Annotated in this window: 15 protein-coding genes; 4 read left to right on the top strand and 11 right to left on the bottom strand. The window is 70.1% G+C overall.

Translation table 11 applies throughout. The annotated features are described in order from the left end of the window. The first annotated feature begins 24 nt into the window (after positions 1 to 24). Positions 25 to 798, top strand: coding sequence for a dienelactone hydrolase family protein (locus ACP7AZ_RS10800; protein ID WP_426038660.1), 774 nt, complete (start codon positions 25 to 27; stop codon positions 796 to 798). Between the two features lie 24 nt (positions 799 to 822). Here ACP7AZ_RS10800 and ACP7AZ_RS10795 read toward each other — a convergent pair whose 3' ends face one another. The 9 genes from ACP7AZ_RS10795 to ACP7AZ_RS10755 form a co-directional block, all read right to left on the bottom strand. Then, the gene (locus ACP7AZ_RS10795; protein WP_426038659.1) at positions 823 to 1,287 is read right to left on the bottom strand and encodes an OsmC family protein; all 465 of its coding nucleotides are present in this window, start codon (positions 1,285 to 1,287) and stop codon (positions 823 to 825) included. A gap of 11 nt (positions 1,288 to 1,298) precedes the next feature. Then, complete coding sequence (locus tag ACP7AZ_RS10790) at positions 1,299 to 1,988, bottom strand: GNAT family N-acetyltransferase (protein ID WP_426038658.1); 690 nt, start codon at positions 1,986 to 1,988, stop codon at positions 1,299 to 1,301. 101 nt (positions 1,989 to 2,089) lie between these two features. After that, positions 2,090 to 3,133: a tryptophan--tRNA ligase gene (gene trpS, locus ACP7AZ_RS10785; protein WP_426038657.1), complete on the bottom strand. Its 1,044-nt coding sequence runs from the start codon at positions 3,131 to 3,133 to the stop codon at positions 2,090 to 2,092. Continuing rightward, positions 3,133 to 4,728 (bottom strand): murein biosynthesis integral membrane protein MurJ, encoded by a 1,596-nt coding sequence (murJ, locus tag ACP7AZ_RS10780; protein WP_426038656.1) that lies wholly within the window; start codon positions 4,726 to 4,728, stop codon positions 3,133 to 3,135. The genes trpS and murJ overlap by 1 nt, the downstream gene beginning before the upstream one ends. Positions 4,729 to 4,883: 155 nt before the next feature. Next, entirely contained in the window at positions 4,884 to 7,556 is a 2,673-nt protein-coding gene (gene glnD / locus ACP7AZ_RS10775; protein ID WP_426038655.1) for a [protein-PII] uridylyltransferase, read from the bottom strand. A gap of 148 nt (positions 7,557 to 7,704) precedes the next feature. Beyond that, a complete protein-coding gene (mutS, locus tag ACP7AZ_RS10770; protein ID WP_426038654.1) occupies positions 7,705 to 10,398 on the bottom strand; it encodes a DNA mismatch repair protein MutS in 2,694 nt (897 codons plus the stop codon). Between the two features lie 232 nt (positions 10,399 to 10,630). Continuing rightward, positions 10,631 to 11,521 carry an aldo/keto reductase gene (locus tag ACP7AZ_RS10765; RefSeq protein WP_426038653.1) on the bottom strand — a complete coding sequence of 297 codons (891 nt, stop codon included), beginning with the start codon at positions 11,519 to 11,521 and terminating at the stop codon, positions 10,631 to 10,633. Positions 11,522 to 11,600: 79 nt separating this feature from the next. Next, on the bottom strand, positions 11,601 to 12,233 hold the full coding sequence (maiA, locus tag ACP7AZ_RS10760; RefSeq protein ID WP_426038652.1) for a maleylacetoacetate isomerase: 633 nt from the start codon (positions 12,231 to 12,233) through the stop codon (positions 11,601 to 11,603). Beyond that, positions 12,230 to 12,883 carry a fumarylacetoacetate hydrolase family protein gene (locus tag ACP7AZ_RS10755; protein ID WP_426038651.1) on the bottom strand — a complete coding sequence of 218 codons (654 nt, stop codon included), beginning with the start codon at positions 12,881 to 12,883 and terminating at the stop codon, positions 12,230 to 12,232. Before ACP7AZ_RS10755 ends, maiA begins: the two co-directional genes overlap by 4 nt. 203 nt (positions 12,884 to 13,086) lie before the next feature. Between ACP7AZ_RS10755 and ACP7AZ_RS10750 the strand changes: the two genes are divergently transcribed. The 3 genes from ACP7AZ_RS10750 (at position 13,087) to ACP7AZ_RS10740 (ending at position 14,131) form a co-directional block, all read left to right on the top strand. Continuing rightward, positions 13,087 to 13,464: a glycine zipper domain-containing protein gene (locus ACP7AZ_RS10750; protein WP_426038650.1), complete on the top strand. Its 378-nt coding sequence runs from the start codon at positions 13,087 to 13,089 to the stop codon at positions 13,462 to 13,464. Continuing rightward, positions 13,464 to 13,862, top strand: a complete 399-nt coding sequence (locus tag ACP7AZ_RS10745) for a hypothetical protein (RefSeq protein WP_426038649.1) — start codon at positions 13,464 to 13,466, stop codon at positions 13,860 to 13,862. Before ACP7AZ_RS10750 ends, ACP7AZ_RS10745 begins: the two co-directional genes overlap by 1 nt. Before the next feature lie 92 nt (positions 13,863 to 13,954). Beyond that, complete coding sequence (locus ACP7AZ_RS10740) at positions 13,955 to 14,131, top strand: DUF1328 domain-containing protein (RefSeq protein WP_426038648.1); 177 nt, start codon at positions 13,955 to 13,957, stop codon at positions 14,129 to 14,131. A gap of 107 nt (positions 14,132 to 14,238) precedes the next feature. On the opposite strand, the gene ACP7AZ_RS10735 is transcribed toward ACP7AZ_RS10740, so the two are convergent. Continuing rightward, positions 14,239 to 15,096: a metallophosphoesterase family protein gene (locus ACP7AZ_RS10735; RefSeq protein ID WP_426038647.1), complete on the bottom strand. Its 858-nt coding sequence runs from the start codon at positions 15,094 to 15,096 to the stop codon at positions 14,239 to 14,241. Continuing rightward, positions 15,093 to 16,085 carry a diacylglycerol/lipid kinase family protein gene (locus ACP7AZ_RS10730; protein ID WP_426038646.1) on the bottom strand — a complete coding sequence of 331 codons (993 nt, stop codon included), beginning with the start codon at positions 16,083 to 16,085 and terminating at the stop codon, positions 15,093 to 15,095. The genes ACP7AZ_RS10735 and ACP7AZ_RS10730 overlap by 4 nt, the downstream gene beginning before the upstream one ends. Positions 16,086 to 16,090 lie beyond the last annotated feature (5 nt).

Below are 16,090 nucleotides of genomic sequence, written 5' to 3'. Positions count from 1 at the left end.
GAGGGGACGTCATAGGGTGCCCCCATGGACACCCTCTCCGACCGCTGGGCGAAGCTTGAGCCCTTCGCCACCGTCGTCGGCCCCGACGACGACCGGCCGCGGCCGACGGCGATCCTGTTCCACGGTTGCGGCGGCCTGCGCGGCCATTTGCCGATGTACGCCCAGGCGGCGAAAGAGGCCGGCTGGCGGACGGTGATCGTCGACTCCTACGCCCCGCGCGGCTGGTCGCGCGAGTTCGCCATGGCCACGGTCTGCACCGGCCTGCTGCTACGCGGCTGGGAGCGGGGCGGCGATGTGATGGCCTCGATCCAGGGCGTCTCGGCCCGGCCCGACGTCGATGGGAGCCGCATCGCCCTGGCCGGCTGGAGCCACGGCGGCTGGGGCATCATGGAGGCCATGAGCTGTGATCCGGGTCCGGCGAAGGCGCTTGGCGTAAGGGACGCGGAGACCGCCGACCTGTCGGGCGTCAAGGCGACCTATCTGGCCTATCCCTATGTGGGCGTCGCGGCCCTGAACCGGATGCGGCCCTGGCGGCATTGTCCGAAGACCCTGGCCGTCATCTCCCGGAAGGATCACCTGACCACGGTCCGCAACGCCGAGCGCGTGCATGCCATGGTCCGCAACTGCGGCGCCGAGGTCGAGACCTGGATCGCGCCCGGCACCCACAGTTTCGACGAGCCGATGACGGCCCTGCCGATGAAATACGACGCCGAACTGACCGACGAGGCGATCCGCCGGTTCAGGGCCCTGCTGGAAGACGTCGCCGTCGCGCCGCGTCCGGTTCACGCCGCCGCCTGATGGACACCCAGGCGGAGCGCCGGGTCAGCCAAGCGAGGCTTCGACCCGGACCTTCGCCCTGACCGAGTTGGCCATGTCGCAACTCTCGTGCGCCTCATGGTGCAGCTGGTCCAGTTCGGCCTGATCCGGCCGGCGACCGGCGAAGGCCGTGACGGGCCGCAGGGTCACCTCGCTCATATATCTTCGCCCCGCGCCGTCATGGCCCAGGACGCCCGAGGCCTGATCGACATACCGGTCCACGACCAGCCCGGCGCGAGCCGCGAAGTCGAGGAACCACAGCATGTGACAGCTGGACAGGGAGGCTACCAGAGCCTCCTCCGGGTCGACCGCAGCCGGGTCGGAGAACGGAACCCGCACGCTCGACGGCGACGAGGACCCGCGCACCACCGCCCCGCCGTCGAAGGTCCAGTCGTGAGCGCGGGAATAGCGCTTGTCGGCGAAGGGCTGGTCGCCCCGGCTCCAGGCGATGGTCGCGACGTGCTCGCTCATCCGGCTCTGCGCTACTTGAGGATCGTATAGGTCATCGGCGCCCGGGCCTCGAATCCCAGCGACCGGTAGAAGGCGATAGTCGCGTCATGCCCGGCAAAGGCGTGCAGGAAGGCGGCCTCGCCGGTCGCCAGGATTTCGCCGACCACCGCCCGCGACAGACCCCCCGCATAGCCGCGTCCGCGATGATCGGGATGGGTGCAGACGCCGCTGAGCTCGGTGAAGCCGTCGACCCGCAGCCGCCGCCCCGCCATGCCCACAAGTCGCCCGTCCTGCCTGACCCCGATGAAGGGCCCCAGCCGCCGCGTCCTTGATCGGAAGGGGCCGGGCCGGGTCAGGGTCGCGAGCGCCAGCATCTCGGGCGCATCCGTCTCGGTCAGGGTTTCGAACGCAAGGTCCGGTCCACCCGGCGTCAGGACCTCGCAGACCATCTGGAGCAGCGGGATGCGGTTGATCACCTCGACGCCGGGCAGGTCGACTTCGGCCAGCGGCCCGCCGGTCTTCTCGACCAGTCCCGCCCCGGGGTGAGCCCGGGCGAGTGCGGCCATCGCCTTCAGCGTTTCGGGTTCCGCATCGGCGCCGGAGACGAAGATCCCGACCTCCGGATCGATCCTCACGGCGCGCGCATCGGAGTCGGCGGTGACGAAGCCCGACAACCGGCTGGTCAGGGCGTTCCACACGGCGCGGTCCAGCGGATGGGTCATGGCCACGCCTTAGCCCGCAGGAGATTTCGCGTCAGCCCCGGTGACGAGGCCAGGTCCGAAAACCGCTCCCCCCTGTCATCCCTGCGCAGGCGAGGACGCGATCAGGCCTGCCAGAAGCCGACGATTTGCTTGACCTCGGCGATGACCGGGTCGGCGATCTCGGCGGCGCGTTCGGCGCCGTCCCTGAGGACGCGGTCGATCTCGGCCGGGTCGTCCATCAGCCGGCGCATCTCCGCCGTGACGGGCGCCAGCGACGACACGGCCAGGTCGGCCAGCGCCGGCTTGAAGGCGCCGAAGCCCTGGCCGGCGAACTCGGCCGTGATCTCCTCGCGCGTGCGGTCGGACAGGGCGGCGTAGATGGCGATCAGGTTCTTGACCTCAGGACGTTCGTCCAGGCTCTCGCCGGGCTCGGGCATGACGCCCATGTCGGTCTTGGACTTGCGGATCTTGGACGCGATGGTGTCGGCGTCGTCGGTCAGGTTGATGCGGCTCTGGTCCGAGGGGTCGGACTTGGACATCTTGGCCGCCCCGTCCCGCAGGCTCATGACCCGCGTCGCCGGCCCCTGGATCAGGGGTTCGGGCAGGGGGAAATAGCCCGGCGCGTTGAAGTCGGTGTTGAACTTGCCGGCGATGTCGCGGGTCAGTTCCAGATGCTGTTTCTGGTCCTCGCCCACCGGCACCTCGGTCGCCTTGTAGAGCAGGATGTCGGCGGCCTGGAGCACGGGGTAGGTGTAGAGGCCGACCGAGGCCCGTTCCTTGTGCTTGCCCGACTTCTCCTTGAACTGGGTCATCCGGTCCAGCCAGCCGAGGCGGGCGACGCAGTTCAGGATCCAGGCCAGTTCGGCATGGGCGCGCACGGCCGACTGCGGGAAGATGGTCGATTTCGCGGGGTCCAGGCCCGAGGCGATATAGGCGGCCGCGATCTCACGCGTCTGGGCGGCCAGCAGGGCCGGGTCCTGCCACACGGTGATGGCGTGCAGGTCGGCCACGAACAGGAAACAGGGCGCGCCCGTTTCCTGGAGCGCCGTGAACCGCTTCAAAGCCCCCAGATAGTTGCCCAGGTGCAGGGCGCCGGAGGCCTGGATGCCGCTCAGGATGCGGCGCGGGCCGGTGTAGGCGGGGGCGGTCGCAGAAACGTCAGTCATCACTCGAGTCCGGTGGGGGTGGACGCCCCCGGTTCACGTCGCAGCGTCGCCTTCAGTTCGGAGAGGCTGACGGCGCGGAAAAGCACGATGCAGACGCCATACACAAGAGCGCCCACGCCGACGACCGCGATCACGGCGATCTCCTTGGCGAACAGACTCTGGCTGAGCTCGCGGTAGAAGAGGCTGGCGGGGATCAGGACGACGGCCATGACGGCCGATGCGGCCAGCACGCGCGAGAACCTGCCGACGAAGCGGACGGAGGGGGCCCAGACCCCTTCGCGGATCAGGGTCCCGCCCAGAAGCGCGACATTGATCCAGGCCGAGACCGACGTGGCGATGGCCAGGCCCAGCACCCCGTCGACGCCGATCCGGCTGAACCAGAAGAACAGACCTGAACCCAGGGCCACGGTCACCGCGACCGAAATCACCGCGAAGATCATCGGGCGGCGCGTGTCCTCCCGCGCGAAGAAGGGCGGGGTCAGGACCTTGGCCAGGACGAAGGCGGGCACGCCCCAGGCGAACTGGCGCAGCACGTCGGCGGTGCGGGCCGCGTCCAGGCTGGTGAAGGCCCCGCGCGTCACCGTGGCGTCGATGATGAAGAAGGGGATGACGAACAGGGCCACGGCGGCCGGCAGGGTGAAGGCCATGGACAGGGTAATGCCGTCGTCCAGCGTCCGTCGCCCGCCCTCGTGGTCGCCCGAGACGAAGGCCTTGGTCAGGCGCGGCACGAGGGCCAGGCCGATGGCCACGCCGACGAGGCCGAGCGGCAGCTGGTAAAGCCGGTCGGCGTTGTAGAGCACCGAACGGGCCCCCTCGTTCGACCCGGTCAGCAGCTGGCTGACCACCGAGTTCAGCTGCAGGGCGCCGCCCGCCAGCACGCCCGGAATGGCCAGCTTCAGCGTACGCGACACGCCGGCCGTCAGCCGGGGCCAGGACAGGTTCAGCCGGATGCCCAGCCGGCGCACACCCCACCACAGGAGCCCCGCCTGGATCACGCCGGACACGGTGACGGCGGCCGAGACGGCCAGCAGGGTCGTCGGCGGACTCATCGGAAGGAAGCTGGGGGCCAACAGGGGCACCAGGGTGCACAGGTTCAGGAACACCGGCACGCCCGCCGACAGGGCGAACCGGCCCGAGGTGTTCAGCACGCCGGACAGCAGCGAGGCGATGGTCATGCAGGCCAGATAGGGCATGGTCAGCTGGGCGGCCGTGGTCGCCGCGAACATCACGCCGCTGTCGTCCCGATAGGCCGAAAGCAGCACCGGCATGATCCAGGGCATGGCGACCTGCAGGACGATACAGAACCCGGCCACGACCGCGAACATGAAGCTGAGGGCCTCGGACGCCGTCACGGCCGCCGCTTCCTCGCCGTCACGCGCGCGCACGCCGCCATAGATGGGCACGAAGGCCTGGGCGAAGGCCCCTTCCGCGAACAGACGGCGGAACATGTTGGGCAGCATCAGCGCCGTGGTGAAGGCGTCCATCATCGGCCCCTGGCCGAAGCGGGCCGACAGGACCAGGTCGCGAGCGAAGCCCAGGATACGGCTGCCCAACGTCAGGGTCGCCTGAACGAGCGTGTTGCGGGCCAGGCTCACTCTAGATTTTCCCGCTCGTCCCCGCGAAAGCGGGGATCCAGGTCCTGGGTGGCTCACTTCTGCGCGGGATCAACGTCAGTGCAGGCACGGTGGCGCCGATCATCCAAAGGTCTGGGTCCCCGCTTTCGCGGGGATGAGCGGAATTTCAATGGCCCTTAGCGCGGTTCCGGCCCGGGCGAAACGGCCTTGCGGGGCCTCAGGTCGGAGACGTCGCGCGCACTCGCCCGCGCCGCCGTGATGCGGCGACCCTGCGGCTGCTCGGGCGCCCGGTCCAGCACCGCTTCCAGCGCTGCATGGACCTCGTCCAGCACGGCGTCCGACGTGATCTTCCGGCCCTCGGCATCGGTCACATAGAAGCTGTCCACCGCCCGCTCTCCGAACCCGGCGACATGGGCCGAACGGATCGACAGGGCGTGATCCGACAGGGTGCGGGACAGCTCGGCCAGCAGGCCCGGCCGGTCGGCGCCCGAGACCTCGATCACCGTGGCGTCTGCCGAGGCGGCATCGTCGATCATCACCACCGGCCGGACGTCAAACACCGCGCGGCGCGGCGAGGGTTTGGGCATGGCCGGGGGGGCGATCGGCGTCTCGCCGCGCGCCGCCGCCTCCAGCGCAGCGATCAGGGAGGTGAGGCGGCGCGGCTCGTCGTGACCATAGGGACGGTCTGCCCCGTCCTGGACCTGGAATACGTCCAGGGCCGTGCCGTCGGCGGCGGTCGCCACCCGGGCCCCGGCGACGTCAGCCCCCGCCGCCGCGAGCACTGCCGTCAGATCGGCGAACAGGCCCGGTCGGTCGCGGGCGGCCAGGGCGATTTCGGTCGTGGCCTCCATCGTGCCCGGTCCCCGGCGCGCCTCGGCCGCCGCCCCGGTGGCGCAGGCGCGGGCGACGAGATCAGCGTGGTCGGCCAGGGGGTCTGCCCCGACGGCGCTCTCGCCCCGGAACAGGGCCTCGACCCGGCCGTAGAGGCTGCGCATCAACTGGCCCTTCCAGCTGTTCCATACCCCCGGCCCGACGGCGCGGATATCGGCCACCGTCAGGACCAGCAGCATCCGCAAACGCTCGGGATCGCCGACGATCTCGGCAAAGGCCTGCACGGTCGCGGGATCGGAAATGTCCCGCTTCTGCGCGTAGTCGGACAGGGCCAGGTGATGCCGCACCAGCCAGACCACGATCTCGATCCGCCGCGTCTCGATCCCCAGCCGTTCGCAGGCCCGGCGCGCGGCGATCGCCCCGTCCTCCAGTTGCCCCCGTTCCCCGCCCTTGCCGACGTCATGCAGCAGCATGGCCAGCATCAGGGCCTCCGGATCGGCGATCAGATGGATCACCTCGGTGGCCAGTGGATGATCTTCCTTCAGCTTGCCGCGCTGGATGTCGTTGATGATGCCGATGGCCTGCAGCGTGTGCTCGTCGACCGTATAGGCGTGGTACATGTTGAACTGGGTCTGGCCGACGATCCGGCCCCATTCGGGCAGGAACCGGCCCAGCAGCCCGGCCTCGTTCATGATGGTCAGGACGCGATAGGGCCTCTGCCCGTGCGCCAGCACATGCAGCAACGCTGCGGTCGCGCGCGGATCGCGTCTCAGCTTCGGCGTCACCAGGGCCAGCGACCGGGTCACGGCGGAGAAGGCATGGGGATGGACGTCCAGGTCGTGCTGGTCGGCCGTGACGAACAGCGTCAGCAGCTTGACCGGGTCCTCGGCGAAGACCTCCGGTCCCGTGACCGACAGCCGCCCGCCGTCCTCGATGAAGCCGGGCACGCCCAGGTCCCGCTTGCGCCCCGGGATCAGCCGCGACAGGCTCATCGTCTTCTTCTGATGGCGGGCCTCCAGCGTCGCGCTCATGGCCCGGGTCAGGCCGCCGACGTCGCGGGCGACCAGAAAGTATCGGCGCATGAACCGCTCGACGGCCGGCTCGTCGCCCCGGCCGCGCCACCCCATTCGCCGCGCCACCTCGGGCTGCAGGTCGAAGGTCAGCTTTTCCTCGGCGCGCCCCGCCGCGAGGTGCAGATGCGCCCGCACGCGCCACAGGAAGTCGAAGGCCTCTTCGAAGGCCCGGCGCTCGCGCGGCGTCAGAAGTTCATCCAGCACCCGGGCGCCCAGCGGGCTTTCCGGCGCCAGCGACCGCGCGATCCAGAACAGGGTGTTGAGGTCGCGCAGCCCCCCCTTGCCATCCTTGATGTTCGGCTCGACGCGATAGCGGACGGCGCCGGCCCTCGCGTGGCGGCCATCGCGCTCCTCCATCTTGGCGGCGATGAAGGGGCGCGGATCGGCGTTGGTGACCATGCCCCTGAAGCGCCAGAGGAAATTCTCGGTGACCTGTTCGTCGCCCGCCAGAGGCCGGGCCTCCAGAAGCGCCGTGCGGATGGTCATGTCGGAGCGGGCCAGCGACAGGGCCTCGTCCACCGACCGGGCCGAGGACCCGACCTTCAGCCCGAGGTCCCACAGGACGTAGAGCATGAACTCGGCCACCGTCTCGGTCCGCGCCGTGGTCTTCCACGGCCGCAGGAAGACGAGGTCCAGATCCGAAAACGGCGCCAGCACGCCCCGGCCGTAGCCGCCGACCGCGATCAGGCTGAGCTTCTCCGCCTCGGTCGGGTTGTGGGACGGATAGAGGGTCTCGGTCGTGAACCGCCACAGCGCGAGCAACAGCTCGTCGGCCGCCGCGGAATAGAGGCGCGCCACGTCCACGCCCGGCAGACCGGCTGCGAGTTTCGCCGCGATCTTCTCGCGCGCCGCGTCGTAGTGGGCTTTCAGGATGGCGGCGACGGCGGGCCGCACGCCCGGACCGGACACGACGGCGTCGAGGCGGGCGTCGAGGATGTCGCTCACGGACTGATCCTCCCCCGTTGGGGGAGGTGGCGCGGCGCGTCTTCGCGCCGTGACGGAGGGGGCTCGAACCAGAGTCCGGCATGCGCGGCCTGCCCCCTCCACCGCTCCGCGGTCCCCCTCCCCCAGGGGGGGAGGATTGAAGCAAACATCACCGCGCCAGCCCCTTCAACCGGTACAGCGCCTCCAGCGCCTCGCGCGGGCTGAGCGCATCGGGATCCAGCGCCGCCACCGCCTCATCGATGGCCGATTTCAACGCCGGCGCAGGCGGCTCCATCACCGCGAACAGCGGCAGGTCGTCGAGCCTCCCATGCGCGGCCTTTTCGGTCTCAAGCCGGTCCAGCACGGCCCGCGCGCGGGCGACCACGGCCGGAGGCACCCCTGCCAGCTTTGCCACCTGGACGCCGTAGGACCGGTCCGCCGCCCCCGGCGCCGCCTCGTGCAGAAAGACCAGTTCGCCGTTCCACTCCTTCGCCTTCATGGACAGGTTGCAGACGTGGTCCAGCCGCTCCTCCAGCCGCGCCAGCTCGTGATAGTGGGTGGCGAACAGGGTCCGCGACCGGTTCACGTCGTGCAGGGCCTCGGCGCAGGCCCAGGCGATGGCGAGGCCGTCATAGGTGGCAGTGCCCCGCCCGATCTCGTCCAGAACGATGAAACTCTGTGGTGTGGCCTGGGTTAGGATGGCGGCCGTCTCGACCATCTCCATCATGAAGGTGGAACGGCCCCGGGCCAGATCGTCGCCGGCCCCGACGCGGCTGAACAGCCGGTCGACCACGCCCAGCCGCATCGATTTCGCCGGCACGAAACAGGCCCCTTGCGCCAGCACCACGAGCAGGGCGTTCTGGCGCAGGAAGGTCGACTTGCCGGCCATGTTCGGCCCGGTCACGATCGACAGCCGCGCGCATCCCGCCCCGTCGCCGTCCAGCCTGCAGTCGTTGGGCGTGAACGGATCGCCCGCCCGCTTCACCGCCGCCTCGACCACCGGATGCCGGCCGCCCTCGACGGCGAAGACCCTGGAACCGTCCACCACGGGTCGGACCGCCCCCACCTCCTCGGCCCATTCGGCGAGGGCGGCGGTGGCGTCGAGTTCGGCCAGGGCGTCGGCCACCGCCTGCAACGGCATGGCCAGCGCCTGGACCGTCTTACGCCAGACCTCGAAGGTCTCGCCCTCCATGGCCAGCGCCCGGTGCCCGGCCTGGCTGATCTTGGCGTCCAGCTCCGACAGCTCGACCGTGGTGAACCGCACCTGGGCCGCCAGGGTCTGACGGTGGATGAAGGGGCTTTCCGGTCCGGCCCGGAACAGGGGCTCGGCGTGTTTGGCGGTCGTCTCGAGGAAATAGCCGAGCACCGCATTGTGCTTGATCTTGAACGGCACCCCGCTGTCGGCCACGGCGCGGGCTTCCAGATCGGCGACGACCCGGCGGCTGTCGTCGCGCAGGGTCCGGGCCGTATCGAGCTCCGGCCTGAAGCCCGGCTTCACGAAGCCGCCGTCGCGCGCCAGATGCGGCGGCTCCTCGGCGAGCCCCTCGGCGAGATCGAGCATGAGCCGCGCCAGATCGGGCGACAGGGTCAGCCGGTCGAGACAGGCGACGATCCGCGCCGGCGGACCTGTGAGGGGATCAGGCGAGACCGTGAACAGGCCGGCGAGAGCCTCGGCGATGGTCAGGCCCGCCCGGATGGCGGCCAGGTCCCGCGGTCCGCCACGTCCGAGCGCCAGACGCGACACGGCCCGCGCCACATCGGCCGACGCCTTCAGCCCGTCGCGGAGGTCCCGCCGCAGCGACCGCCGCTCCATCAGCCATTCGACCGCATCGAGTCCATGATTGATCTCAACCGGATTGCGCAGCGGCCGGGCGATCCGCTCGGCCAGGGCCCGCGCCCCGCCCGAGGTCACCGTCCGGTCGATACAGGCCAGCAGCGATCCCTCGCGCTCGCCCCGCTGCGTTCGATCGATCTCGAGGCTCTGCCGCGTCGCCGGATCGATGGCGAGGAAGCCCGCATCGCCCGACCGGCGCGGCGGAGCCAGGGCCGGGACCTTGCCCGCCTGGGTGGTCTCCAGATAGGCGGCGATCAGCCCGAGCGCGGAGACCTCCGCCTCCTCGAACGCCCCGAACCCGTCCAGCGAGGCCACGCCATACAGGCGCGCCACCCGACCGCCCGCCGCCGCCGGTTCGGCCACGGCGGACGCGAGCGCCTGGACCACGCCGCCCGAGCCGTCGAGCGCGCCTTTCAGATCGGGATCGGAATAGAGTTTGTCGGTGACCAGCACCTCGCTCGGCCTGAACGCCGCCAGCGTCGCGCCCAGATCGCCGATGTCGCAGGCCACGCAGTCCACGGCGCCCGCCGACAGCTCGACCACCGCCACGGCCGCGCGGCCCTTGCGGATGGCCACGGCCGCCAGCCGGTTGGCGCCGCGCGCGTCGAGCAGCGAATCCTCGGTCAGGGTCCCCGGCGTCACCACCCGCACGATGTCGCGCCGGACGATGGACTTGGAGCCGCGCTTCCTCGCCTCGGCGGGGTCCTCCATCTGTTCGCAGATGGCGACGCGGAAGCCCTGGCGGATCAGCCGGGCGATATAGCCCTCGGCGGCATGGTGGGGCATGCCGCACATGGCGATGTCCTCGCCCAGGTGCTTGCCGCGTTTGGTCAGCGTCAGGCCGATGGCGGCGGCCACCAGCTCCGCGTCCCTGAAGAACAGCTCGTAGAAATCGCCCATGCGGAAGAACAGCACCGCATCCGGCTGCGACGCCTTGGCCGCCAGATACTGGGCCATGAAGGGCGTGACGACGCCGGGGTCAGGGGCGGTCGCGTCGGTCTTCGGCGGATGGGAGAGGGGGGCGTTCATGACGTCCGGTCAGGGTGACGGATCGTCGGCGTCGGCTCAAGCGGAGATGTCTCCTCCCTGGCGCGCAGCGGTGGGGAGGTGGCTCGCAGCGCAGCGGAGTGGAGGAAGGGTCGCATGCGACCCGGCGACGGGAGGGGCTCTTGCCGCACGAAGAACCCCTCCGTCGGCTCGCTAAGAGGCGAGCCGCCACCTCCCCCTTCGCCAAGCGGCGAACGGGGAGGAGACAGATTTGTTAGGCCGCGACCTGCTGGCGGTATCCGGCGCTGAGGACGGCGGGTTCCTGGAAGGCCAGGGCGTCCCAGTCCAGGTCGGGACGCGGCGCGTGGGCGGCGGCCAGGACGGCGCGCAGTTCGGCGGCGGAGGCGACGCTGGCGATCACTGCCGCGGCTGGCGGCAGGCCGAGGCAGAAGGCGAGCGCCGCCTGCATCGGATCGATCCGCGCCTCGGCCAGCCGACGCCGGGTGCGCGACAGGGCGATCCCGTGACCGGCCAGATGCGGCGGCAGGTTTTCCTGATTGGTGAACAACAGGCCGCGTGCGAACACCGACGAGACATGGACGTCGACGCCCATCCCGGCGAGGTCGCTGAGTACGCCCTCGGTCACCGGCCGCTGGTCGAGAATATTGCAGGGCATCTGTACGACGTCGGGCTGGAAGCGGCGTGCCAGAAGCGTCGGCCCGTCCTCCATCGTCGCCATGAAACCGATGCGCTTGTACAGGCCGCGGTCCTTCAGCGCCTGCATCCGGTCCCACAGGGCGCGACCCTCGGCCCCGGCCAGATCGCCCGCCCCGGACGCCAGCAGGACGTCGCCGCGTGGCAGGCCCATCCGCTCCAGCGAACGACGGGCGCGGGCCTCGACCCGGTCCAGGCCTTCGGACAGGGCCACAGTGCGCACGGAAACGGAGAAGGGCGAGGGGAAGGGCCAGGCCTGTCCCAGCAGCCGCTCGCTGTCGCCCTGAGGGCGGGTGGCGATCAGGGCGACGCCAGCGTCTGCGGCCGTCTGCAACAGGGTCCGCATGGCCTCTTCGCGTGCGCCGACGGGAATCGGGAGCGCGCGCTCGGGCTCGGTCACGACCGCCAGGGCCAGCTTCGCGGCCGGGGAAGGGGAAACGCCTGATTTCACCCGACCATTCTGCACCGGCAATGCTTAAGCGATGCTGAGGGAGACCCTACCTGTTCCTTACCGGCGGAACGTGAATCGGTCAGTCGGCGCCGGGCTGCCGGTCCGGATGGGCGGCGGCGAAGGCGGGGTGGGCCAGGGCCCGCGCCTCGATCGCCGTCAGCGCGGCGAACGGCGCCAGGTCCACGTTGAACCGCCGCGCCGAATAGAGTTGCGGGATCAGATAGCAGTCCGCCAGGGTCGGGGCGTCGCCGTGCAGCCAGCCCCTGCCCTGCTTCGCCGTCAGGGCGGTCAGGGCCTCAAATCCCGGGACCATCCAGCGTCCGGCCCAGGCGTCGATCTGCGTTTGATCGGCCCCGAAGGTCGTCCGCAGCTCGGTCAGGACGCGCAGATTGTTCAGCGGATGGATGTCCGAAGCGATCAGTCCGATCAGCCCCCGCACCTGGGCCCGGCCGATGGCGCTCCCGGGCATCAGCGGCGGCTCGGCATAGGTCTCGTCCAGCCACTCCAGGATGGCCGCGCTCTGGGTCAGGACCACGCCGTCCACTTCCAGCGCGGGCACCAGCCCCTGCGGGTTCAGCCTGAGGAAGGCCTCCGACCGCTGCGCCCCGGTGCGCAGGTCGATGTCCTGCTGTTCGTAGTCGACGCCCTTAAGGTTCAGGGCGATGCGGGTCCGGTAGGCCGCGCTGGAACGGAAATAGCCGTGCAGGATCATCGAACCGTGAACCTCAAGGTTTCGAGACCGGCGACCGTCGCCTCGACCGCATCGCCCGCGACCAGGGGCCCGACGCCCTCGGGCGTGCCCGTGAAGATCAGGTCGCCGGGCTGGAGCGCCCACAGTTCGCCCGCCTTCCCGACGATCTCGGCGGGGTTCCAGATCATCTCGGCCAGGGTCGACGACTGTTTCGTCTCGCCGTTGACGGTGATCGCGATGGCCCCCTCCGGCTCCGGGAGGGCGCCGAGCGTCAGGGCGCCGCAGGGCGCAGACTGGTCGAATCCCTTGGCCGCATCCCACGGACGGCCCTTCTCCTTTGCCTGGGCCTGCAGGTCCCGCCGCGTCAGATCGACGCCGACGGCCCATCCGACGATGGCCCCACCCTCACCGATCGCCGCCACCAGCTCGACCTCGTAGTGCAGGTTCGCCGTCGCCGATGGATAGGCCGGGTCGCCGCCGTCCGTGACGATGGCGTCGGCGGGTTTGGAAAAGAAGAAGGGCGCCTGGCGCGTCGGATCATTGCCCATCTCGCGCGCATGGGCCGCATAGTTCTGGCCCACGCACAGGATGCGCCGCACCGGAAAACGGCGCGCATCGCCGACGACGGGCAGGGAAACGGCCGGGGCGGGGGGGAACAGGAAAGAGATCATGGTTGCCGTTGTAGAGCGCTCGCGGGTTTTGAGAAGTGGCTGGTGGCGCGTGCCGGCGGCTGAAACCCTGCCTCAACCCGTCAGCAATCACCCACCACCCGCCACCCTTCTTGCTGCACCGCAAAGGAACCGGCGCCGCAATCTGGCGTTCACCGGACTAGGCCTGTATCTAGGGCCAAGCTGACAAAACGGAGCGCGGCACCATGGCGACCACGAAGGCTAGAGAAGACATCAAGAACGACCTGAACACCCTCAAGGAGGACCTGAAGGTCGGCGCCCGCGAAGAAACCGCGCGGCTGAAGGCCAGGGCGGCCGAGACCGAGGCGCGCCTGCGCGAAAAGGCCGCCGAGGCCGACGCCCGCATCCGTGAGCGCGCCGACGAAATGCGCGACCAGGCCCGCGGCTATTACGACCAGGCCCGCGTGCGCGGCCGCGAATATTACGACGACGCCTCCGAGCGTTTCGATGAAGCCCAGCGCTACATCACCGAGCGGGTCCAGGAGCGTCCGGTCCAGTCGACCGCCATTGCCCTGGGTGTCGGCGTCGTGCTCGGCCTGCTGCTGGCGGGTCGTCGCCGCTGATGATCGGCAAGGGGCTGATCAAGAAACTGACGGCGGCCTTCGTGGTCGCCGCTAGCGCCTTCGTGGCGATCGTCGCCCTGGGCGCGACCCTGTATTACGCGCTCGCCCTGGTCCTGCCCGCCCTGGGCGCCGCCGCCATCACGGCCGGGGTCTTCGCCCTGATCGCGATTATCGTGGCCGTCGTCTTCCTCAACCCCGCCGGCGTGATGGATGACGAGGACGAGGAAGAAGAGCCCGAGGGTCTCGGCGGCCGGGCCTATGCCCTGTTCCGCACGCGTCCGATCCTCGGCACGGTCGCGGCGCTTGCCGGGGGCTGGATCTTCCTGCGCAACCCGGCCCTGGCGACCATGGTCGCTGCGGCCTTCACCGAGAAATCGCACACGCGGTACCGGCGATAGACGGAACGGCTACGCCTTGGGCACGTTGATCAGACAGGCGGCGTCGAGGTTGGGCGGCGCCTGTCATCAACCCCTTTCAAGGAGGGCCGTCCATGATTCGCTGGGCCATTATTTTTCTCGTTGTCGCCCTCGTCGCTGCCGTTCTCGGCTTCGGCGGGATTGCCAACTTCTCGTTCGAAATCGCCAAGTTCGTCGCCGTCATCGCCATTATCCTGTTCGTCATCTCGCTGGTCGCGGGCGGACTTCGGGGACGCGGGACGCGCACATAGCCGGCTGAGGCCAGCACGACAGAGCAAGAGCCGCGGCCTTCTGGTCGCGGCTCTTTCTTTGGGCAGCGCTCGCGGCCGGATAGGGCGACATCCCGATCCGCGCCCTTTCAAACCGCCGCCGCCTCCTTCACCCCCGGTACGGCCGGATCGGGCGCGGTCTCGGCGTGGCGGGTGTCCTGGCGGCGCGGCAGCTTCCAGGACTTGCTGCATTCGAACCGGTCGCCGGTCCAGGCGATGGCGTTGACGGTGATCTGGTGTTTGTCCCAGAGGATTTCGTTGAAGCCGGGCGGGGTGCCGCGCTCCCGGTGCGACAGGGTCCCGCAGCCGATGGCGTAGGAACAGCGGTCCGACAGGTCGATGGGCAGGGCGAACGGCACATGCACATGGCCCGTGGTGATCAGGTCGACCCCCGCCTCGGCGAAGATTGTCGCCGCCGCCTCGCCGCGCCTGACCTCGCCGGTCATCGGCGCGCCGATCATCTCGATCAGCGGATGGTGGCAGGCCAGGATCCTCAGCGCCCCGACCGGCGCCGCACGCAGGGCCTCGGCCGCGCGTCGGGTCTGGTCCAGATCGATGACGCCCTTGGACCAGTTGGCCCGCGCCTGCCAGCCGCGCGCCGTCGTCACGCCCCGCACCATGACGGCGTCGGAAACGAACTCTCCATCATGCGCTGGATGGCCGGTCGCCGTCTCGAACGCCTTCCACGGCCAGAACAGCCGCGCCGCGACGTCCCAGTAGGGCACGTCGTGATTGCCCACGATGACGAAGCGCGGCGTCGGCATGGCCTTGATCCAGGCGCCGGCGGCCGCGAACTCGTCCGGATAGCCCTTCTGGGTGATGTCACCGGTGATCAGGATCAGATCGCTGGGCGCGGCATGGGCATAGTCGAGCGCGGCGGCGCAGGCGTGCTTGTGCTCGACCCCGAAATGGACGTCCGAAAACTGGAGAACCCGCCCCATGCTCATGCGGCGTCCCCGGCCGTCCCGGACCCGGAGGACTCGGGCGGAAGCGGCTCGGGGACCAGGGCCTGGAAGGCCTTGGGGATGAAGGTCACCGTCGTATCGTGCGGCAGGAGGGTCGGCTCGCCATCGAGCACCGCCGGGATCCGCGACCTGGCCCGGATGTGGATGCGCCTGGCGGGCTGGGTCATGACCGAGGGATCCTGACGCCAGTCGCTGAACAGGGCGGTGGCGGCCAGGCGGAAGGCCTGGGCCGCATCGGCCGGATTCATGGCCGCCGCCTCCAGTCCCACGGGCGCGTCCATGGCCTGGGAGATCATCGGGCTGATCAGAACCAGGGCCTCGCTGCGCCGCGCCCTGCCGCCATCCAGTTCAACCCGGATCTTGCCCGAGAAGGCGCGGCGCAGGGCGCGTCGGCCATAGGTCCAGGCCAGGCTCAGCTTTCCGGTGCGCATCGCCTCCCGGGCCGGAGCCCACAGGGCGGGCGAGCCGAAGATGCCGGCGCAATAGAAGGCCTGGCCCTCGACCGAGCCGCCCGATACGCACTGCGGTTCGCCATGCTCGAGCGCGCGGCGCAGGGCGACCTTCCAGTCGGTCGTGCCGTAAAGCGCCTTGGGCAGCATGTTCATCGTCCCGCCCGGCAGCGGGGCGACCAGCGGGCCCTTCGGCCCGGCCCTTGACGCGACCGCTCGCGCCGTACCGTCGCCGGCCAGGACGAACAGCACGTCCGGCGAGGACGCAATGGCCGTGTTGATCTGGGCGTCCATGGTCTCGCCGACCAGCTCGACGACCTCCGCCTCGCACGGATAGTCGGCCAGGATCGCCTCGACCTCGGCCGCCGCGCGCGGGCCCACCGAACCGGACAGCGGATTGACCAGCACCACCACCCGGGTGATCGCCACATGAGCAGTCAGACTGCGCGGCCCGGAACCGGAGTCCTGGGCCGCGTCGTCGGGCGTAGAGATTTCGACGTCAGGCAGTGTCGTTTCGGTCATTCGCC

Origin of the sequence: Brevundimonas sp. DC300-4 (assembly GCF_049897365.1) — a bacterium.
In the GTDB taxonomy this organism is placed as follows: domain Bacteria; phylum Pseudomonadota; class Alphaproteobacteria; order Caulobacterales; family Caulobacteraceae; genus Brevundimonas.
Note: the sequence above shows the minus strand (reverse complement) of the source record. Positions and strands in the feature narration are given on the sequence as shown.